Annotated in this window: 21 protein-coding genes; 4 read left to right on the forward strand and 17 right to left on the reverse strand. The window is 69.8% G+C overall.

What is annotated here, in order from left to right; translation table 11 throughout:
* Nucleotides 1-66 precede the first annotated feature (66 nt).
* From ABAZ39_RS07245 to ABAZ39_RS07305, 13 genes are all read right to left on the reverse strand, one after another.
* A complete protein-coding gene (locus tag ABAZ39_RS07245; RefSeq protein ID WP_081862914.1) occupies nucleotides 67-489 on the reverse strand; it encodes a YgaP-like transmembrane domain in 423 nt (140 codons plus the stop codon).
* A 43-nt stretch (nucleotides 490-532) separates the two neighbouring features.
* On the reverse strand, nucleotides 533-1,420 hold the full coding sequence (locus ABAZ39_RS07250) for a PRC-barrel domain-containing protein (RefSeq protein ID WP_038528043.1): 888 nt from the start codon (nucleotides 1,418-1,420) through the stop codon (nucleotides 533-535).
* 100 nt (nucleotides 1,421-1,520) lie between these two features.
* On the reverse strand, nucleotides 1,521-2,159 hold the full coding sequence (gene ureG, locus ABAZ39_RS07255; protein ID WP_014240314.1) for an urease accessory protein UreG: 639 nt from the start codon (nucleotides 2,157-2,159) through the stop codon (nucleotides 1,521-1,523).
* Nucleotides 2,156-2,866 carry an urease accessory protein UreF gene (locus ABAZ39_RS07260; RefSeq protein ID WP_038528046.1) on the reverse strand — a complete coding sequence of 237 codons (711 nt, stop codon included), beginning with the start codon at nucleotides 2,864-2,866 and terminating at the stop codon, nucleotides 2,156-2,158. The genes ureG and ABAZ39_RS07260 overlap by 4 nt, the downstream gene beginning before the upstream one ends.
* A gap of 96 nt (nucleotides 2,867-2,962) precedes the next feature.
* Nucleotides 2,963-3,532 carry an urease accessory protein UreE gene (locus ABAZ39_RS07265; protein WP_038528048.1) on the reverse strand — a complete coding sequence of 190 codons (570 nt, stop codon included), beginning with the start codon at nucleotides 3,530-3,532 and terminating at the stop codon, nucleotides 2,963-2,965.
* Complete coding sequence (gene murI / locus ABAZ39_RS07270; RefSeq protein ID WP_038530939.1) at nucleotides 3,529-4,380, reverse strand: glutamate racemase; 852 nt, start codon at nucleotides 4,378-4,380, stop codon at nucleotides 3,529-3,531. Before murI ends, ABAZ39_RS07265 begins: the two co-directional genes overlap by 4 nt.
* A gap of 18 nt (nucleotides 4,381-4,398) precedes the next feature.
* Entirely contained in the window at nucleotides 4,399-6,108 is a 1,710-nt protein-coding gene (gene ureC / locus ABAZ39_RS07275; protein WP_038528050.1) for an urease subunit alpha, read from the reverse strand.
* Nucleotides 6,109-6,134: 26 nt separating this feature from the next.
* Nucleotides 6,135-6,440: an urease subunit beta gene (locus ABAZ39_RS07280; protein ID WP_038528052.1), complete on the reverse strand. Its 306-nt coding sequence runs from the start codon at nucleotides 6,438-6,440 to the stop codon at nucleotides 6,135-6,137.
* A gap of 11 nt (nucleotides 6,441-6,451) precedes the next feature.
* Nucleotides 6,452-6,754 (reverse strand): urease subunit gamma, encoded by a 303-nt coding sequence (locus tag ABAZ39_RS07285; protein WP_014240308.1) that lies wholly within the window; start codon nucleotides 6,752-6,754, stop codon nucleotides 6,452-6,454.
* A gap of 100 nt (nucleotides 6,755-6,854) precedes the next feature.
* A complete protein-coding gene (locus ABAZ39_RS07290; protein WP_247881646.1) occupies nucleotides 6,855-7,697 on the reverse strand; it encodes an urease accessory protein UreD in 843 nt (280 codons plus the stop codon).
* A complete protein-coding gene (gene xdhB / locus ABAZ39_RS07295; protein ID WP_038528056.1) occupies nucleotides 7,690-10,029 on the reverse strand; it encodes a xanthine dehydrogenase molybdopterin binding subunit in 2,340 nt (779 codons plus the stop codon). Before xdhB ends, ABAZ39_RS07290 begins: the two co-directional genes overlap by 8 nt.
* Entirely contained in the window at nucleotides 10,022-11,488 is a 1,467-nt protein-coding gene (gene xdhA, locus ABAZ39_RS07300) for a xanthine dehydrogenase small subunit (protein ID WP_038528058.1), read from the reverse strand. Before xdhA ends, xdhB begins: the two co-directional genes overlap by 8 nt.
* Nucleotides 11,489-11,606: 118 nt before the next feature.
* Complete coding sequence (locus ABAZ39_RS07305; RefSeq protein WP_038528061.1) at nucleotides 11,607-12,308, reverse strand: LuxR C-terminal-related transcriptional regulator; 702 nt, start codon at nucleotides 12,306-12,308, stop codon at nucleotides 11,607-11,609.
* 352 nt (nucleotides 12,309-12,660) lie between these two features.
* Here ABAZ39_RS07305 and ABAZ39_RS07310 point away from each other — a divergent pair, with 352 nt between their 5' ends.
* A complete protein-coding gene (locus ABAZ39_RS07310; protein ID WP_038528064.1) occupies nucleotides 12,661-13,323 on the forward strand; it encodes a LuxR C-terminal-related transcriptional regulator in 663 nt (220 codons plus the stop codon).
* Between the two features lie 47 nt (nucleotides 13,324-13,370).
* Here ABAZ39_RS07310 and ABAZ39_RS07315 read toward each other — a convergent pair whose 3' ends face one another.
* Nucleotides 13,371-13,943 (reverse strand): type 1 glutamine amidotransferase domain-containing protein, encoded by a 573-nt coding sequence (locus ABAZ39_RS07315; RefSeq protein WP_038528065.1) that lies wholly within the window; start codon nucleotides 13,941-13,943, stop codon nucleotides 13,371-13,373.
* A gap of 129 nt (nucleotides 13,944-14,072) precedes the next feature.
* Here ABAZ39_RS07315 and ABAZ39_RS07320 point away from each other — a divergent pair, with 129 nt between their 5' ends.
* Nucleotides 14,073-14,822: a PRC-barrel domain-containing protein gene (locus ABAZ39_RS07320; protein ID WP_038528068.1), complete on the forward strand. Its 750-nt coding sequence runs from the start codon at nucleotides 14,073-14,075 to the stop codon at nucleotides 14,820-14,822.
* A gap of 18 nt (nucleotides 14,823-14,840) precedes the next feature.
* Here ABAZ39_RS07320 and ABAZ39_RS07325 read toward each other — a convergent pair whose 3' ends face one another.
* Nucleotides 14,841-16,154, reverse strand: coding sequence for a D-amino acid dehydrogenase (locus ABAZ39_RS07325; RefSeq protein ID WP_038528070.1), 1,314 nt, complete (start codon nucleotides 16,152-16,154; stop codon nucleotides 14,841-14,843).
* A gap of 272 nt (nucleotides 16,155-16,426) precedes the next feature.
* On the opposite strand from ABAZ39_RS07325, the gene ABAZ39_RS07330 reads away from it, so the two are divergent.
* Complete coding sequence (locus ABAZ39_RS07330; protein WP_038528073.1) at nucleotides 16,427-17,968, forward strand: sigma-54-dependent transcriptional regulator; 1,542 nt, start codon at nucleotides 16,427-16,429, stop codon at nucleotides 17,966-17,968.
* A gap of 8 nt (nucleotides 17,969-17,976) precedes the next feature.
* Here the strand turns inward: ABAZ39_RS07330 and ABAZ39_RS07335 are convergent, their stop codons facing one another.
* Nucleotides 17,977-18,207, reverse strand: a complete 231-nt coding sequence (locus ABAZ39_RS07335) for an FmdB family zinc ribbon protein (RefSeq protein WP_038528075.1) — start codon at nucleotides 18,205-18,207, stop codon at nucleotides 17,977-17,979.
* A gap of 127 nt (nucleotides 18,208-18,334) precedes the next feature.
* Here ABAZ39_RS07335 and ABAZ39_RS07340 point away from each other — a divergent pair, with 127 nt between their 5' ends.
* Complete coding sequence (locus tag ABAZ39_RS07340) at nucleotides 18,335-18,895, forward strand: gamma carbonic anhydrase family protein (protein WP_038528078.1); 561 nt, start codon at nucleotides 18,335-18,337, stop codon at nucleotides 18,893-18,895.
* Between the two features lie 22 nt (nucleotides 18,896-18,917).
* Here the strand turns inward: ABAZ39_RS07340 and ABAZ39_RS07345 are convergent, their stop codons facing one another.
* Nucleotides 18,918-19,667: a sulfite exporter TauE/SafE family protein gene (locus ABAZ39_RS07345; RefSeq protein WP_014240297.1), complete on the reverse strand. Its 750-nt coding sequence runs from the start codon at nucleotides 19,665-19,667 to the stop codon at nucleotides 18,918-18,920.
* Nucleotides 19,668-19,729 lie beyond the last annotated feature (62 nt).

The raw sequence follows: 19,729 nt of genomic DNA on the forward strand, positions 1-19,729 counted from the left end.
AAAACAAAGGCCCCACCTTTCGGAGGGGCCTTTTCGCAGGACCGGCTTCTATGGAACCGGAGACGATCAAACGGCGCCGGGCGTGAAGGACGGCGGATCGCTGGCCGGGAAGGATTCCATCGACGCCTCGTCCACCTTCTCCTTCTCGTCGGCGTCGTCGTAGATGTCGCCGGGATGACGCGAGTACCGATGGACGCCTTGATCCACATCCTCAGCGGGGGTGCCCGCCCCGTCGTGATGGCCGCCAAAATCCTCCATCATCGCCTTGGCCGGGCAATAGCCGGTCAGCCCACGGGCGACCAGAGCGCCGCCGGCCAGAGCCAGCGCCGCCCCACCGACGGTTGGACGGCGCAGCCCAAGCACGGCGAGAAGCCCGCCGCCGACCAGAGATACCAGACGTTCGGTGTGCCCGACGTTGATCATGCGTTCGAGATCGTCCGGCAGGGCCGCGTCGCGGCTGCCCATGCCCTTTTGGCTCGTCATCGCCATCGCTGCTCTCCTCGATCTTTTTCTACAGTCACTGCTTCGGGGGTCACTGCTGCGGAGCGGGCGGCGTGGACCCGCCTTGGCCCGGCGCCGGCGCAGCGCCGGTCGAACCGGACGAGCCCGGCTGCGCCGTCCCGTCGGGCTTGCGGGCCGTATCGGCCAGCGTGCGGGCCTGCGACAGCTCGCGGTTCAGCCGGTCCACCTCCTGCGAGAGGCGCTGCACCTCCGACTGGAGCTGCGGCGATCCCGCGGCACCGCCCTCCGGCATACCAACCGCGGCGAGGGCCGCACCGTCGCGCATCCAATAGGGCTGGACTCCGTAATAGGTGTGCAGCGCCACCGCCCATTGCCGGTCCGACATGTCCGGGCGGTTGGAACGGGTGAATTGCGGCGCCGCGGTCAGCCGGTCCTTGGTCACGTTCAGGACATAGCCGTCACCGGACTGCGCCGCCCCTCCTTGCGCCGGCTGGATCAGTGCCCAGGGAACCGGGAAGTTGCGCTCACCAAGACCGAGGAACCCACCGGCTTCGACCACCGCATAGGCAACGCGCCCAGTGTTCGGATCGACCACCAGTTCGGAAATGGAGCCCATCTCCTCGCCGCTGGCGTTGTGCAGCTTGGCCTTCGACAGGTCGTCGGCGGCAACCACGCGCGGATGCTCGACCGAGCGCAGCAGGGCGTCGGCCTCGCCCAGGATAGTCTGGCAGGCCGGCTCGCCGCCCCGCTGCCCGGCGCGCTCGGCGGTCTGGCGCAGGGCACGGAGCTGGCCGATCTCCTGCGGGCTGATGGAGGCGGGAGTCTGGTTGCCGGCGGCCTCCAGCGCGCCGATGCGCTGGCCCAGCCGGTTCACCCCCTCCGGGCAGGTCTCGGCGAATGCCGGCCAAGGCCCGAGCGCCCCCGCGATCATGGCGGCGCTGAGGAGCAAACGTTTCATCGTGGGTGCCTCCGGCTTGGTTTCCGTGCGTGTGGTTCTCACGCGGGGAAAACAGCACGGCCAAGACGGAGGTTCCGCGAATGCTTCTTCTGCGAAGCGGTCAGCCCGGAAGCGGCAACCCGCCCCGCTGAACGATGAAGGACTGGACCGCATCCACCCCCTGCCCCGTCTTGATGTTGGTGAAGACGAAGGGCCGGTCGCCGCGCATCTTCTTGGCGTCGCGGTCCATCACCTCCAGGCTGGCGCCGACCAGCGGGGCGAGGTCGATCTTGTTGATGACCAGCAGGTCCGACCGGGTGATGCCCGGCCCGCCCTTGCGCGGGATCTTGTCGCCCGCCGACACGTCGATGACGTAGATGGTCAGGTCGGCCAGTTCCGGCGAGAAGGTGGCTGCCAGATTGTCGCCGCCCGATTCCACGAAGATCAGGTCGAGGTTCGGGAACTTGCGGTTCATCTCGTCGACGGCGGCGAGGTTGATCGAGGCATCCTCGCGGATCGCCGTGTGCGGGCAGCCGCCGGTCTCCACCCCCATGATCCGGTCCGGCTTCAGCGCGCCGGAGCGGGTGAGGAATTCGGCGTCCTCCTTGGTGTAGATGTCGTTGGTGATCGCCGCGACCTCCCAGTCGTCGCGCATGCGCTTGCACAGCGCGTCGGTCAGCGCCGTCTTGCCGGAGCCGACCGGCCCGCCGATGCCCACGCGCAGGGGGCCACCATGGCTCTTGGAAATCGGGGCGGTCATGAGCGGAACAACCTCGTGTATTGGGTTTCGTGGATCATGGAGGTCCAATCGACGGCCATGGCGCGGCTGCCCAGATCGTCGAGCGGGGCGGCCAGCGCGGCCTCCGCCGCAGAGTGCACCACGGAATCGAGCGCCGCCAGGGCCTTCTGCCCGTCCGTCTGCCCCAACGGCACCAGCCGCACCCCGGCGGAGACGAGGTTCGCGGCGAAGGCGTGCAGATAGGCCGACAGCGCCGGCCCCTCCGGCACGCCGATCAGCGCGGCGGCCAGCGCCACGGCGACGGCGTAGGCGACTGGCCGGGCGACCGGTCGGCCGGTGTCGGCGATCACCCGGTCCCAGCGTTCCATCCCCTCCAGCGGCCAGGCGGCGCGCACGGCGATGAGGAAGGCCTGCCCCTGCGCGCGGCTCTCCAGCGCTGTTTCGGAGGTGGCGCGCATGGCGTCGGCGCGTTCGACCGCCCAGGCGAAGCCCGCCTCGTCGCCCGCCAGAACGGCGCGGTGGGCGGCGACGAAGAGCATGCCGTCGGTCCGCCCGGCGCCGTGGCGCAGAATGCCGTCCATCCAGCGCGCCAGCGTGTCGCGATCGCGGACGAGGCCCTGCTCCACCGCCGCCTCGATGCCATGGCTGTAGGAGAATCCGCCGACCGGGAAGGACGGCGACAGCCAGGCGAGGAGCTTGGTGAGGTGGGCGGCCGAGACGGGCCCCACCCCGACCCTCCCCCGCTGCGCGGGAGAGGGTGCCTATCCTCGCCCAAGTCCCCTCCCTCGCGAAGCGGGGGAGGGTTAGGGAGGGGGCAAGCGCCCTCAGTCATGCGAATGCCCGTGGGAATGGGAATAGGAATGGCTGTGGGAATGCGAATGACCATGGTCGTGGTCGTGATCATGCCCATGGTCGTGGCCGTGCCCGTGCGAATGGCCATGCCCCTGCCCCGAATACGCCCCGCCTTCCGGCGCAAAGGGCGCGTGGATGGCGGCGACGCTGGCCCCCAGCCCCTTCAGCATGTCCTCGATCACATGGTCGCGGCGCAGGCGGATGGTCTCGCCGACGATCTCCACCGGCAGGTGGCGGTTGCCGAGGTGCCAGGCGATGCGGGCGAAGCCCTCCGTCCCGCCGCCGCAGCGCACCTCCATCAGCTCCTCGTCGGCAGCGACCACGCGCAGGTAGGCGCCGTCGCCCAGTTCCAGCCCGTCGCCATGGTCGAGCGCGACCGTGCGCGGCAGGTCCAGCAGGAAGTCGGCCCCCGCATCGTCCGTCATCACCATGCGCCGCCGGTGGCGGTCGTCGAAGGCGAGGGTCACCGTGCCGGCCTCGCGCTCGGTCGGCCAATGGCCGCGGGCGTGGACTCGGGTGGCGCGGCGGAGCGTGTCGGTCATGGAGAAAGCCGTTCGAAGGGTGTGGGCCGGCCGAAGAAACGTCCCGCGAGGGCGCCGACCGGTTCCGCCGCTCCCGTGGTGAAGAAACGAAGGGCGCCCGCCGCCTCGCCAGCAATGGGGGCGTATTCGGGGTGGCGCTCCAGGTAGTTGTCCAGCGAGCGGGCGACCAGACTGGGCTGGCACAGCACCTCCACCCCCGGCGGCAGCGCCTCCGCGAACAGATGCGCGACCAGCGGGTAATGGGTGCAGCCGAGCACCGCCGCGTCCAGCGGGCGTCCATCCAACTGCGCCAGCAGCGCCCGCACATAGCCGCGCACCGCCGGAGCCAGTTCCGCGTCCCCCGCCCCCCGCTCGATCAGCGGAACGAGGTCCGGGCAGGCCTCCTGCACCACCCGCACGTCGGGCGCGCGCTTGCCGATCTCGCGCGGGAAGGAGCCGGACGCGACGGTGGCCGGGGTGGCGAAGACGCCGACCGTCCGCGGCTCCGGACGCCAGTCGGCGGCAGGCCCGTCCTGCATCCAGGGCACGCGGGTGATCGCTTCGACCATCGGCACCAGAACCCCCAGCACGTTGCGGCCCGGATGGGCCACCGGCAGCCACGTCTGCTGCATCCGCCGCAGGGCCACCGCCGCCGCCGTGTTGCAGGCCAGGACGACCAGCCCGCAGCCCTGGGCGAACAGCCGCTCCACCCCCTGGACCGTCAGGCGGTAGATGTCCTCTTCGCTGCGCGGACCATAGGGAGCGGCGGCATGGTCGCCGAGATAGACGAAGGGACGCCCAGGAGCGGCGGCCACCAGCGCGCGCAGCACCGTCAGACCGCCATGCCCGGAATCGAAGACACCAATCACGAACCCGTCACCCCACACTCAGAACAGGAAGTACCGCTGCGCCATGGGCAGCACGTCCGCCGGCTCGCAGGTCAGGAGCTGGCCGTCGGCGCGCACCTCGTAGGTTTCCGGATCGACCTCGATGTGGGGTGTGGAATCGTTGTGGATCATCTGCTTCTTGCCGATGGCCCGCACGCCCGTCACCGCGACCAGCTCGCGCCGCAGGCCGAGCGAGCGCAGCGCTTCGTTCTCCAGCGACAGCTTGCTGACGAAGGTCAGGGAACTGGCCTGCATCGCGCGGCCATAGGCGCCGAACATCGGGCGGTAATGCACCGGCTGCGGCGTCGGGATGGAGGCGTTGGGGTCGCCCATCAGCGCCGCCGCGATGGTCCCGGCCTTCAGCACCATGTCCGGCTTCACGCCGAAGAAGGCCGGCGACCAGACGACCAGATCGGCCAGCTTGCCGACCTCGACCGAGCCGACGACATGGGCGATGCCGTGCGACAGAGCCGGGTTGATCGTGTATTTGGCGACGTAGCGCTTGACGCGGAAGTTGTCGTTTTCGCCCGTTTCCTCGGCCAGACGCCCGCGCTGAACCTTCATCTTGTGCGCGGTCTGCCAAGTGCGGATGATCACCTCGCCAACCCGGCCCATGGCCTGGCTGTCCGAACTCAGCATCGAGAAGACGCCGAGGTCGTGCAGGATGTCCTCCGCCGCGATGGTCTCGCGCCGGATGCGGCTCTCGGCGAAGGCCACGTCCTCCGGGATGCGGGGCGACAGGTGGTGGCAGACCATGAGCATGTCGAGATGCTCGTCCACCGTGTTCACCGTGAAGGGCCGCGTCGGATTGGTGGAGCTGGGCAGCACGTTGGGCAGGCCGGCCACCTTGATGATGTCCGGCGCGTGGCCGCCGCCCGCCCCCTCGGTGTGGAAGGCGTGGATGTTGCGGCCCTTGAAGGCGGCGATGGTGTTCTCCACGAAGCCCGACTCGTTCAGCGTGTCGGTGTGGATGGCCACCTGGATGTCCGTCTCCTCCGCCACCGTCAGGCAGGTATCGATGGCGGCGGGGGTGGTGCCCCAGTCCTCGTGCAGCTTCATGCCGCAGGCGCCGGCGGCGATCTGCTCCAAGAGCGCGTCGGGACGGCTGGCATTGCCCTTGCCGAAGAAGCCCAGGTTGATCGGCAGCCCCTCCGCCGCCTGGAGCATCCGGGCCATGTGCCACGGCCCCGGCGTGCAGGTGGTGGCCGACGTGCCCGCCGCCGGGCCGGTGCCACCGCCCAGCATGGTGGTGACGCCGCTGTTCAGCGCCTCGTCCACCTGCTGCGGGCAGATGAAGTGGATGTGGGCGTCGATGCCGCCGGCGGTGACGATCTTGCCCTCGCCCGCGATGACCTCGGTCCCCGGCCCGACGACGATGGTCACGCCCGGTTGGACGTCCGGGTTGCCGGCCTTGCCGATGCCGGCGATGCGCCCGCCGACGATGCCGATGTCGGCCTTGACGATGCCCCAGTGGTCGATGATCAGCGCGTTGGTGATGACGGTGTCCACGGCGCCGCCCTGGCGCGCGGTCTGGGCCTGCCCCATGCCGTCGCGGATCACCTTGCCGCCGCCGAACTTGACCTCCTCGCCATAGACGGTGTGGTCCTTCTCGACCTCCACGATCAGGTCGGTGTCGGCCAGCCGGACACGGTCGCCCACGGTGGGGCCGTAGAGAGCCGCGTATTCGGCCCGGTCGATGCGATGCGCCATTGTCTGATGCCCTCCGCTGGCGCCTTTTACAGGCTGCCGTTGACCTTGCCGTTGAAGCCGACGACCACGCGGTTGCCGGCGTAGGCGACCAGCCGCACACGCCGCGTCTGCCCCGGTTCGAAGCGCACCGCCGTCCCGGCGGGAATATCCAGCCGGAAGCCGCGCGCCTTCTCGCGGTCGAAGGTCAGCGCCCCGTTCGTCTCGGCGAAGTGATAGTGCGAGCCGACCTGGATCGGGCGGTCTCCGGCGTTGGCGACGTCCAACTCCACCGTGTCGCGGCCGGCGTTGAGTTCGATCTCGCCCGCGGCGGGGATGATTTCACCGGGTTTCATCGGGGCTCCCCTTAGCGAATCGGCTGGTGGACGGTGACGAGCTTGGTGCCGTCGGGGAAGGTGGCCTCGACCTGGATCTCGTGAATCATCTCCGGGATGCCGTCCATCACCTGATCGCGGGTGATCACCGTCGCGCCGTCGCGCATCAGCTCGGCCACGGTGCGCCCGTCGCGGGCACCTTCCACCACATAGTCGGTGATGAGGGCCACCGCCTCGGGATGGTTCAGCTTCACGCCACGCTCCAGCCGGCGGCGCGCCACCATGGCGGCCATGGCCACGAGAAGCTTGTCCTTCTCGCGCGGTGTCAGGTTCATGGGGCTGTCTCTCCGCCTTCCCATTGGGTTGGCGGGATTATGCCACGTTGCTGCGGTGCGCCAATCCCGTTTTGCGGGCAGCGGTGCGCTTTCGCGCCGGTCAGACTTCCCACAGCCGCGGCAAGCGCGTCGGCAAGCCAGCCGCCGCCGCGCGCAGATGCGACCACAGCGCCGCGTAGGCGCGGCGCACCGCCAGCGCCTCGCCGCCCAGGATGCGGACGACCAGCAGCCCGTCGAAGGCCGTGGCACCGACCCGCACGCCCTCCAGCCCCTCCGCCACCGCGCGCAGCGCCTCCAGCCGGCTTCCGGCGCCGGGTGCGGCGTAGAGCAGCGTGGCGCAGGCTCCGGCACCGCCGAAGCCCGCCGGGTGGGCCAGCGTCTCGGCGAGGTCGCCGTCCATGTGCAGGGCGTCGGCCCAGGCCAGCCGCCCGTCGCGCACCACCTCCCAGGCGTCGCGGACGAGGCCGCGGGTGACCGTCTCGCCGAAGGCGGCGCGTCCGAAGACCAGCATCTCCCCGGCGATCAGGCGGGCGTCGCCCTCAAGCTCCAGCCGGGTCAGGCGGCGCAGGCGGGAGCCCTCGAAGACGATGGCCTCCTGCGGCATCCATTCCAGCCAAGCGCCGGCCTCCACCGTCACGCGGGTGTCGATGCGGCAGTCCGGCCCGGCGGAGCGGTAGACCTTCTCCGCCGCCTGGGTCGTCACAAGCGCCGCCGCCCCCGGCCCCGCCGACAGGGCGACGTCCAGCCGGTCGCCGCCGACCAGCCCGCCGGAGGTGGTGACCAGCACCGCGATGGGCAGGTCCCCCGCCCGCGGATCGGGCAGCAGCACCCGCAGCGGGTCGTGGTGGTAGAGCGTGGCGAGGCGCGTGGCCCCATGGCGATGCTCGAACCGCACCGTCGCCGCGCCGTGCACGGCGACCTTCTTCATCAACGCGTCAGCCACCAGCGGAACCCATTCTTGTCTTTACATCCTCAACCGCCAGCAGCACGCGCTCCGGCGTCGCGGGCGCGTCGAGGCGCACGGGCAGCCGGTGGCCGCCCACCGCCGCGACGGCGTCCTTCAGCGCCAGCCACGCCGAGATGCCGAGCATCAGCGGCGGCTCCCCGATCGCCTTGGAGCGGAACACCGTGTCCTCCCGGTTGGGGCGGTCGGTGTAGAGCGCCACCCGGAAATCCTCGGGCAGCGAGCGCGAGGTCGGGATCTTGTAGGTGCTGGGCGCGTGGGTGCGCAAGCGTCCCTCGCCGTCCCACCACAGCTCCTCCGACGTGACCCAGCCCAGCCCCTGGACGAAGGCGCCCTCCACCTGCCCCAGGTCGATGGCCGGGTTGATGCTGCCCGAGCAGTCGTGCAACACGTCGGCGCGGGGGAAGCTGTACTCGCCGGTCAGCGTGTCGATCAACGCCTCGGTCACCGCGACGCCGCAGGAGAAGTAGAAGAAGGGCCGCCCCTCGCATTTCTCGCGGTCCCACCAGATCTTCGGCGTGGCGTAATGGCCGGTGGAGGACAGCGACACCCGGTTCAGATAGGCGAGCTTCGCCACCTCCGCGAAGGTCATGGCGTGGTTGCCAGCGAAAACGGCGTTGTCGCGGAACTCCACCTTGTCCGGCGTGGTGTGGCAGTGCTGGGCGAGGAACGCCACCAGCCGGTCGCGGATGGTCCCAACGGCGATGCGCACCGCCATGCCGTTCAGGTCGGTGCCGGCCGACGCCGCGGTGGGCGGCGCGTTCGGCACCTTGTCGGTGGCGCTGGCGGTGACGCGCACCCGCTCCACGTCGATCTGGAACTCCTGGGCGGCGATCTGGGCCATCTTGGTGTGGATGCCCTGCCCCATCTCGGTCCCGCCGTGGTTCACCTGGATGGAGCCGTCGGTGTAGACATGGACCAGCGCTGCCGCTTGGTTCAGGTGCTTGACGGTGAAGGAGATGCCGAACTTCACCGGGGTCACCGCCAGCCCCTTCTTCAGCACCGGGCTGCGGGCGTTGAAGGCGTCGATCTCCTCCCGTCGGCGGCGGTAGTCGCCGTCCCGCTCGATCCGGTCCATCAGCTCGGCGAGGATCTCCGGCTCCTCGACCGGCATCCCGTAATGGGTGGTGTCGCGGCCCGGCCCGCCGTAGAGGTTGGCACGGCGCACGTCGAGCGGGTCCTTGCTGAGGGAGCGGGCGATCTCGTCCACCACATGTTCGATGGCGATGACGCCCTGCGGGCCGCCGAAGCCGCGGAAGGCGGTGTTGGACACCGTGTTCGTCTTGCAGCGATGCCCGGTCACCCGCGCGGCCGGCAGATAGTAGGCGTTGTCGGCGTGGAACATGGCGCGGTCGACCACGCCGTTGGACAGGTCCAGCGACATGCCGCAGCGCCCGGCGAGGTCCATCTCCAGACCCTGGATGCGCCCCTCGCCGTCGAAGCCGACGTCGTAGCGCACGAAGAAGTCGTGGCGCTTGCCGGTCATCAGCATGTCGTCGTCGCGGTCCAGGCGGAACTTCACGGGCCGCTTCGTCGCGTTGGCCAGCAGGCCGGCGATGGCGGCGATCTGCGCCGGCTGGCTCTCCTTGCCGCCGAAGCCGCCGCCCATGCGCCGGCATTCCACGGCGATGCCGTGCATCGGCCGCCCCAGCACCTGGGCGACGGCGTGCTGGACTTCCGACGGGTGCTGGGTCGAGGAATGGACCAGCAGGTCGCCGTCCTCCTTGGGGATGGCGTAGGCGATGTGACCTTCCAGATAGAAATGGTCCTGCCCGCCGACCTCCAGCGTGCCGGTCAGCCGGTGCGGCGCCCCGGTAACCTCCGCCGCCGCGTCGCCGCGCCGGAAGGTCAGCGGCGGGGAGACGAAGCTGCCCTTCTCCAGCGCCGCCTCGGCGGTCAGCACCGCCGGCAGGTCCTCGTAATAAATCTCCACCAGCCGGGCGGCGGCGCGGGCCTGCAACAGCGTCTCCGCCGCTACAGCAACCACCGCCTGCCCGGCGTAGGTCACCAGCGCGTCGGCCAGGATGGGGTCGCCGCGCTGGACGGTGCCGATGTCGCCGTCCCCCGGCACGTCGGCGTAGGTAAGGACCGCGTGCACGCCCGGCGCCTGCTTCGCCCGCGACAGGTCCATGCCCAGGATGCGCGCGTGCGCCCGCTCGGACAGCCGCACCGCGACGTGCAGCGTGCCGGGCAGCTCCGGGAGGTCGTCGGTGTAGGCCGCGGCGCCCATCACATGCTTGCGGGCGCTTTCATGCTCGATGCCCCGGTGGACGCCACCGCGGATCGGTTGGATGGTACCGCCGTCAGCCATGCACGGCCTCCAGGGAGGGCAATTCGGCCCCGGTCGTGTGAAGAAGGAAACGCATCAGCAGGTTCTTCGCCACCAGCGCCCGGTAGCGGTCGCTGGCCCGCATGTCGGTCATGGGGCGAAAGTCGCGGTCGAGCGCCGGCAGAGCCGCCGCCACGGAGTCCACCGTCCAGGGCTGCCCGGCCATCGCCGCCTCCAGCGCCGGGGCGCGGGCCGGCGTCGCCGCCATGCCGCCGTAGCCGGCGCGCAGTTCCGCCAACCGCCCCTCCCCATCCAGCGTCAGCAGGAAGGCGGCGCAGACGGCGGAGATGTCCTGGTCCCGCCGCTTGGACACCTTCCAAGTGGCGAAGCGCTGGCCCTCGCGCGGCAGGGGAATGCGGATGCGCTCGACGAACTCGCCCGGCTTCAGGTCGTTCTTGCGGTAGCCGTGGTAGAAGCGGTCCAGTGGCAGCTCCCGCCGCACCCCGCCCCGGTTCAGCACCAGCGAGGCGCCCAGCGCCAGCAGGGCCGGCATGCTGTCCCCGATGGGCGAGCCGTTGGCGATGTTGCCGCCCAGCGTGCCGGAATTGCGCACCTGCGCCGCGCCGATGCGGGTGACCAGGGCTGCCAGTTCGGGCATGCGGCTTTCCAGAACCGGCAGCAGGTCGGTGTAGGTCACCGCCGCACCGATCTCCAGCGCATCGGCACCCTCGTCGATCCGGTGAAGCTCCCGCACCTGGGCAAGGTGAATCAGCGTGGGCAGGCTGCGCCCCTGCTTGGTCACCCACAGCCCGACGTCGGTCGCCCCGGCCACCAGCGTGGCGTTCGGATGAGCGGCGAACAGGGCGGCCAGCTCATCGACGCCCCGCGGCGCGTGGAAGCTGGCGGCGCCGTGGGTCACGGTCAGGGCTCCATCGCGCTGGATGGAGCGCAGCACCGTGGCGATGCCCTCCTCCGCCCGGTCGAAGCGGTCGTCGCTCCGCTCCGCCGCCATGGTCCGGGCGGCGTCGAGGATCGGGCGGTAGCCGGTGCAGCGGCACAGGTTGCCGGCCAGGGCATCGTGGATCGCCCCGTCGGTCAGGCCGCCGTCGGCCGCGCGCCGGTCGTGGTGGAGCGCGAACAGCGCCATCACGAAACCGGGGGTGCAGAAGCCGCATTGCGAGGCGTGCTTGTCCACCATCGCCGCCTGGACGGGGTGCAGCTCACCGTCCGCGCCGGCCAGATCCTCGACGGTCAGCAGCAGCTTGCCGTCGATCATCGGCAGGAAGAGGATGCAGGCGTTGACGGCGCGGTAACGGACGCGCCCGTCCGCGGCGAGATCGCCCAGCACCACCGTGCAGGCGCCGCAATCCCCCTCGGCGCAACCCTCCTTGGAACCGGGGCGCCCGTTGGCGCGCAGCCAGTTCAGCACCGTGGTGGTGGGATCGGCGTCCCGCACCTCCACCACCCGTCCGCCGAGCACGAAACGCACAGAGCCCGTCATTGTCCCTCCTGTCGGGCGTTTCCGTCATAGTGCCGGAAAGTCTCCGCAGGCCGCAATGGCGGGCCGGCCGTCTAGCCATAAAGGCATGGTTCGGATGGATAAACCGCTCCGAAGGGGGTCAGGCGTCCTCGGGGAAGCAGCCGCTGCGGGCGGCCACGACGGCGACTTGGGTGCGGTTGCGCACGCCGAGCTTCTGCATGATGGCCCGCACATGGACCTTCACGGTGCCCTCCAGCACGCCCAGCTCCCGCGCGATCTCCTTGTTGGAGTGGCCGGCCAGCAGAAGCTGGAACACGTCGCGCTGCCGGTCGGTCAGACGGTCGAGGATCTGACCCGAGGGCCGCGCGACCTCCGCCGCGACGTTGCCCGACAGGACGGCCCGCGGCAGCGGCAGGAAGGTCTCCCCGGTCAGCGCCAGGGAGATCGCGTGCTCCAGAACCGCCGTCGAACTGGTCTTCAGAATGTAGCCCCTGGCCCCCAGCCGCACGCTGTCCACGATGTCCGCCACCTCGTCCGACCCGGAGATGACCAGAAGCGGGCGGTTTCCCAGCACCTCGACCATGCGGCGAACCCCGTCGCGCCCGCTGCGGTCGCCCAGATTGAGGTCGAACAGGACCAGCGTCAGATCCGGCGTGCGGTCGGCGATGGCCATCGCCTCGTCCAGCGAGCCAGCCTCCAGCACCTGCGCGTCCGGGTGGATCTCCCCCACCGAGAGGGCGAAGCCGTGCCGCACCAGGGGGTGGTCGTCCACCACCAGAAATGTCTGCGCCCTGCCGGCCACCGACCGCTCCTTGCCGCGCGTCTGCAGCTGAACTTCCATTGCTTTGCTACCCCATCAAGCCGCCGAAAGCCGCTCTGGAAAACAAAAGAGCCCCAAACCAGCCCGGCTTTCTGTCCAGCGGAAAAGTATAAAGATACCTCTTTTGGACTTTGCAGAAGCGACGCCATGCGAATTTCTATCGTTTCGAAGCCATTTATGATTCATTCGTATCGAGCTTCTTCCAAGCATCTTGCGCCGCTTCCTGTCCATCCGTATAAATCATCGGGACAACCAGCGTAAAGCACGCTTTTTCGATACAATAAAGGCGGCTTTTTTCCCTTTTCCCCGGCGAAACGGACAACGATTGGCGTTGTGCGCTGCTCGTCACGGGTGGCGTCGCGGAGGAGTTTCGATGAGAACGTGGAACGTCATGCTCGTGGACCATGACCGGCTGTTTTCGGCGGCGCTGGGAACGCTCATCAGCGGCGGCCCTTTCCGCGTCTGCCACCACGCCACGACGGTGGAGGATGCCGAGGCGGCCATCGCGCAGGGCGTGCAGTCCGACCTGATCGTGGTGGCCCTGGGGGATGCGACGAACGACGAGGCCGGCGGGGTGAAGCGCCTGCGCGCCGCCACCAGCGCCCGCATCGCGGTGCTTGCCGACGCCATCGCCGACCGCACGCTGTCGCTGTCGCTGAAGGCCGGCGCCGATGCCTATCTGAACAAGTCGATGTCGAGCGAGTCCCTGCTGCGCGCCCTGCAGCTGGTCATGCTGGGCGAGGTGGTCTACCCCACTCACGTCGCCAGCCTGCTGATCGCCAACGCCAACAGCGAACGTCCGCAGCCGGAGCGCGCCCAGCCCGCCAACAACGAGCTGTCGAAGCGCGAGATCCAGATCCTGCGCTGCCTGCTCGCCGGACAGTCGAACAAGGCCATCGCGCGCAACCTTCACATCACGGAATCGACTGTGAAGATGCATTTCAAGAACGTGATGCGGAAGATCAACGCCCAGAACCGCACGCAGGCCGCGGTGTGGGCGATCCAGAACGGCCTGTCGCCGCTGGCGTCCGTCTAGAGAGTTCGTCCCCTCTCCCAGCGCAGGGGAGAGGGGACGGTGCATCGTCACTCCGCCGCGTGGCGGTGGCCGCCATGGCGGCCTTCGGCGAACTCCTCCACCATCTTGCGGCAGAAGGCCGGCAGATCGTCCGGCTTGCGCGAGGTCACCAGCCCCTGATCGGTGACCACCTCGCTGTCCTCCCAATTCGCCCCAGCGTTGCCGAGATCGGCCTTCAGCGACGGCCAGGAGGTCATGCGCTTGCCCTTCGCGCCGCCCGCGTCGATCAGCGTCCAGGGGCCGTGACAAATTGCGGCGATGGGCTTGCCCGACTGGACGAAGCTGCGCACGAAATCGATGGCTTTGGGCTCCAGCCGCAGCGCGTCGGGGTTGATGACGCCGCCCGGCAGAACCAGCGCGTCGAAGCCGCCGGGGTCCGCCTGATCGAGCGTGACGTCCACATCCACCCGGTCGGCCTTGTCGTGGTGGTTCCAGCCCTGGATTTGCCCGCCCTGGGGCGCCACGATCCGCACCTCGGCGCCTTCGTTGCGCAGCGCCTTCACCGGTTCGGTCAATTCGACCTGCTCGAAGCCGTCGGTCGCCAGAACGGCGACGGTCTTCTTCTCAAGTTTTCCTGCCATGGGATCACCTCCTCGGTTGGCCTGTCCGGTCAGCAACCGGCGTACCTCTGGGGAGTTCCCTCTGGAACCGCCGCGCACCCCCCATGTTCCCTTTGACGGACCGCGCGTCACAATCGGGAGCACAGACCCATGCGTTACAGCGGCACTTCGGCGGGCATCCTCGCCGCGTTCGCCATCGCCACGTCCCTGACCCTGGGCGTTCCTCAACCCGCCCAGGCACAACCCTCTCACTCCGCCGAAACGGTGCGGACCACGGAGGCGTCCTACCCCCGGCTCTACCAGGGCTGGCGGGCCGGCGTGATCGTCGGCACCGAAGTTGAGGGATTGCTCGGCGAGGAGCTTGGGCAGGTGGTGGATCTCGTCGTCGGCCCGGACGGACGGCTGGAAAGCGCGGTGATCGAGGCCAGCGGCATGCTCGACGTCGGCGAGGCGCGCTTCACCGTTCCCTGGCACCAGCTCATGCCCGGATCGGTGGACGGCGTCCTGGCCTATCCCGTTGCCGGCCCCGACACGCTGGACCTGATCCGGCGCCAGCAGCAGGCGGCCAGCCGCCCCGGCGACTGGCGCGTCTCCGCCCTGATCGGCCAGCCGGCCAACACCGCGGGCGACGCGACGGAAGCCGGCTTCTTCGGCACGGTGGAGGATCTGGTGTTCGACCGCAACGGCGCGCTCAAGGCCGTCGTGGTGACGCCGGAGCCGGAGGGCGAAGGCCCCTACGCCGTCGCCTGGAAAGCGGCGGCGCTGGAGCCGGGCCTGACCTCCGTCACGCTGCAGGCGACGCCGGAGCAGGTGAAGGCGCTCGGCTCCTTCGACGCGGCGCGCATGAAGGAGTTCAACACCGCGCGCCTGAACCAGGGTGCCCAGGCGCGCCAGGAGTAAACCCGCGCGAAAACGCGCTTATCGGGCCGCCGGGCGGGCCACGCCGCCGACCGTCGGGCGGCTCGCCGAGGCGGCGGAACGGCCGTAGCGGGCAACGGTCAGCCCGTCCATGTCGATCTCCGTCTGGCGCCCGCCGACCACGTCGGCGACCACCCGGCCCGAGCCGGCGGCCATCGTCCAGCCCAGCGTGCCGTGGCCGGTGTTGAGGAACAGGTTGCGCACCGGGGTCGGCCCGACGATCGGGGTTCCGTCCGGCGTGTTGGGCCGCAGGCCGGTCCAGAACTCCGCCTTCGACAAGTCGCCGCCCGTGGGGAAGAGGTCGCCCACCACATGGTCGAGCGGGCCCCGGCGGCCCGGACGCAGCGTCAGGTCGAAACCGGTCAGCTCCGCCGTGCCGCCGACGCGGATGCGGTCGCCCAGGCGGGTCACCGCGATCTTGTGCGTCTCGTCCATCACCGTGGATTCCGGAGCGCCCGCCGGATCGACGATGGGCAGCGTCAGCGAATAGCCCTTCACCGGATAGACCGGCAGGTCCAGCCCGAACGGCTTCACCAGCGTCGGGGAGTAGCTGCCCATGGCGACGACGTAGGAGTCGGCGGTCAGCGTGCCGGCGTCGGTGACCACGCCGGTGACGCGGCGCCCGTCGCTCTCCAGCTTGCGGATGCCGGTGTTGTAGCGGAACTCCACCCCCAGCTCCGTCGCCATCGCGGCCAGCGCGTTGGTGAAACGGAAGCAGTCACCCGTCTCGTCACCGGGCAGCAGCAGGCCGCCGACGATCTTCTCCTTCACCAGGCGCAGAGCCGGCTCGACCGCCGCACAGCCCTCAACGTCCAGCAGGCTGTAGGGCACCTTGAAGCGGTCGAGGACGGCCATGTCGGTGGCGGCGGCATCCACCTGCTTCTGGGTGCGGAAAACCTGGAGCGTGCCCTTGGCGCGCTCGTCGTAGCGGATGCCGGTCTCGTCGCGCAGGGCGCGCAGGCAGTCGCGGCTGTATTCGGCCAGCCGGACCATGCGGCCCTTGTTGATCTCGTAGGAGCGCTCGTTGGCGTTGGCCAGCAGCTTCAGGCACCAGGACCACATGGCCGGGTCCATCTTCGGCCGGATCACCAGCGGGGAGTGCTTCATCAGCATCCACTTCACCGCCTTCGCCATCAGGCCCGGCGCCGCCCAGGGGGCGGAGTAGCCCGGCGACACCTCGCCCGCGTTGGCGTAGCTGGTCTCCAGCGCCGGGCCGGGCTGCCGATCCACCACCGTGACCTCGTGGCCGGCCTTCGCCAGGAAATACGCGGTGGAAACGCCGATGACGCCGCTGCCGAGGACGATGACGCGCATGTGAAGGCTCCCGAGATCACGGATTTGTTCGCATCCCATTCGCAAACGCGGTGCCAAGTGCCGGAAGCCGCGGAAACGCTGGAGCGGACGGTTGGGCGCCGGACAAAGCTGTACATGAATCGTTACATGGCGGCCGGAAAGCGCTTCCCGCTCCCCTGATAAACAGAGCCAGAACAGAGATTTGTCATCACCGTACAAAAAGCGTTACGGTGTACACGGATGTTTACGGACGCGACCATCGTGGTACACTCATCCCTCCACCGGGGAGAGCCATGCGCATCGACGTCCTGTTTGCCGACCGGGTCGGCATCGCCCACGAGATCCTGGCCGTTCTCGCCAAGCGGCGCCTGAACGTCGTGGCGGTGGAAGTGGACCCGCCGCACATCCACATCGACGCGCCGGAGCTGGACGTGCCGGGTTTCGGCGCGCTCGACGCCGCGCTGCGCGCCGTGCCGGGAGTGGAGTCCGTCACCCCCATCGACATCCTGCCCGGCACGCGGCGACGGCTGCATCTGGACGCCCTGCTGGCCGCACTGCCCGACCCGGTTCTGGCGGTGGACCGCGCCTGCCGCATCGTGGTGGCGAACGCCGCCGCCGCGACGGTCGCCGGGCGCAGCGAGGCCGCCCTGACCGGCGCCGACTTCGGGCGGCTGTTCGGCGACGCCGAGCTGTCCGACCTGCTGGTGGACAACGGATTCCGCCTCGCTGCCGGGCAGGAGGTCACGCTGAACGGCCAGCCCTTTCTGCTGGACGCCACGCCCATCGTGGAGGACGGGCGCTCCGCCGGCGGGGTGGTCACCCTGTTCGCGCCGAGCCGGCTGGGCGAGCGTCTGAACGCGCTGCAGAATTTCGACGAGGGCGGCTTCGACCGTATCCTCGGCGAGTCCGCCCCGGTCCGCTCGCTGAAGGCGCGGGCGGCGCGGGTCGCGGCGGTGGACGCGCCGCTGCTGATCCTGGGCGAGACGGGCACCGGCAAGGAGTTGATCGCCCACGCCTGCCACCGCGCCAGCCCGCGCCGCGACAAGCCCTTCCTGGCGCTGAACTGCGCCGCCGTTCCGGAGAGTCTGGCGGAGAGCGAGTTGTTCGGCTACGCCCCCGGCTCCTTCACCGGGGCGCAGCGCGGCGGCAAGCCCGGCCTTTTGGAACTGGCCCACGGCGGCACCGTCTTCCTCGACGAGATCGGGGAGATGTCGCCCTACCTCCAGGCCAAGCTGCTGCGCTTCCTGAACGACGGGCGCTTCCGCCGCGTCGGCGGCGACCGCGAGCAGACGGTGGACGTGCGCGTGGTCAGCGCCACCCACCGCGACCTCGACGCCATGGTCGCCGAGCACAGCTTCCGCGAGGACCTGTTCTACCGGCTGAACGTGCTGTCGCTCCAAGTCCCGGCGCTGCGCGAGCGCGGCGACGACATCCTCCTGCTCGCCCGGCACTTCATCGCCCGCGCCTGCGCCCAGGCCCGCCGCCCGCCCTGCCGGCTGACCGTGGCGGCCAGCGCCGCCCTGCTCGCCAACCCCTGGCCGGGCAACGTCCGCCAGTTGGAGAACGTCATCTTCCGCGCCGTGACGATGAGCGACGGCGCCTATCTCGACGCCGCCGACCTGGAACTGGCCGGAGCGCGCATGGGCGCCGAAACCGGCGGCGAGGCCGCCGAACCGTCGAGTTGGGACGAGGCGGAGGCGGCGTTCGAGCGCGGCCTGCTGCGCCGCCTCTACCCGCGCTACCCGTCCAGCCGCAAGCTGGCCGCCCGCCTCCACACCTCGCACACGATGATCGCGAACAAGCTGCGGAAATACGGGATACCGGACGGGACGTGAGCGCCGCGCTAAATGCGCGAGCGTTCCGCCTTGCTGTAGTTGCTGAAATGGCCCTCTGCGGCAGCGGCGCCGCGGGCGGTCTTGAGGAACTTGTCGGCCTTGGTGTCCGGCGCGATGCGCGCCACCTTCCGCTCCAGCGCCGCCGATCCGCAGGAGGCGCAGACGGGCGTGTCCGACGAGCGCACCAGCGCTTCGAAGTCGTGGTCGCAAGCGGTGCAGCGGTAGGAGTAGAGCGGCATGGGAGTCCTCACACGGGTCGGGAACCAGGCGCCCCATCCTATCACGTAATTTTCTTATGGGTATAGCGCAGTGCAGCAACCGCACCCCGCCGTAGCGATCTGCGTTAGGATCGCTCGACGATAAAACATGGAGGAACGGGTGATCTACGCCTTCAACGACAAGGTCCCGCAACTGCCGCCCAACTGCTGGGTGGCCCCCAGCGCCACCGTCGTCGGCGACATCCTGCTGGAGGAGGACGTGTCCGTCTGGTGGGGCGCGGTCATGCGCGCCGAGGAGGAGCGCATCCACATCGGCGCCGGCAGCAACGTCCAGGACAACGCCGTCCTCCACGTCGATCCCGGCTTCCCGCTGCTCATCGGGAAGAACGTGACCATCGGCCATCTGGCGATGGTGCACGGCTGCACCGTCGGGGACGGCAGCCTGATCGGCATCGGCGCCACCGTCCTCAACGGCGCACGCATCGGCCGCGACTGCCTGATCGGCGCCCACGCCTTCATCGCGGAGGGCAAGGAGATCCCCGACCGCTCGCTGGTGCTCGGCGCGCCGGGCAAGGTGGTGCGGACGCTGTCGGACGAGGATGTGGAGCGCATGCGCGCCCCCGCCGCCGTCTACCAGCAGCGGTGGAAAAGCTACGCCAAGGGGCTGCGCCCGATCACCATCTCCGGCACCGTCCCCGGCCAGCCCTGACCGGCGCCGGCGTGGGGCGCCTTCAGGCTCCGGCGCCCCTGATGAAGAAGTACAGGGTCAGCCCCACGCCGATCGACACCACCACCCATTTCATCACGTCGCGGCTGACCCGCTTCGCCGCGTGGGCGCCGGCATAGCCGCCGGCGATGGCCGACACCGCCATGACGGCGGTTTCCGGCCAGGACACCGCGTCGGACAGGCAGAAGGCTGCCACCGCCGCGCCGTTCATCAGCGCGGCCAGCAGGATGCGCAGACCGTTCATGGCGTGGATGTCGCGCAGGCCGAACAGGGTCAGCGCCGCCAGCATCAGGAAGCCGATTCCACCACCGAAATAGCCGCCGTAGATGGCGATGACGAACTGCACGACCAGAACGGAGCGACCGCTCAGCCGCAGCCGGGCGGCCAGCGCCGGCATGAAGCTGCCGACCGCGAAGACCGCCGTCGCGAACAGGAGAAGCCAGGGCACCAGCCCAGCGAAGGCGCGGTCCGGCGTGGTCAGCAGAAGAATCGCCCCGACCACCCCGCCGACGAGGCTGACCACCGAGAAGGCGGTGACGCTGACCTCCGTCACGCCACGGATCTCGTTGCGGTAGGCCCAGGCGCTGGCCATCTGGCCGGGGAACAGGGCGACGGTGCTCGACACGTTGGCGCTGACCGGCGGCACCCCGGCGAACAGCAGCGCCGGAAAGGTGATGAAGGCCCCGCCCCCGGCGACCGCGTTGAGAACGCCCGACGCGAACGCCGCGACCATCAGCAGCACCATGGCAAGCATCGCACCCCCACCGTCAGCTTCTTTATGTATTTGGCATGCCAGCTATCGTTGTGGGCACCCTG

Source organism: Azospirillum argentinense, assembly GCF_000632475.1.
Lineage (GTDB): Bacteria > Pseudomonadota > Alphaproteobacteria > Azospirillales > Azospirillaceae > Azospirillum > Azospirillum baldaniorum.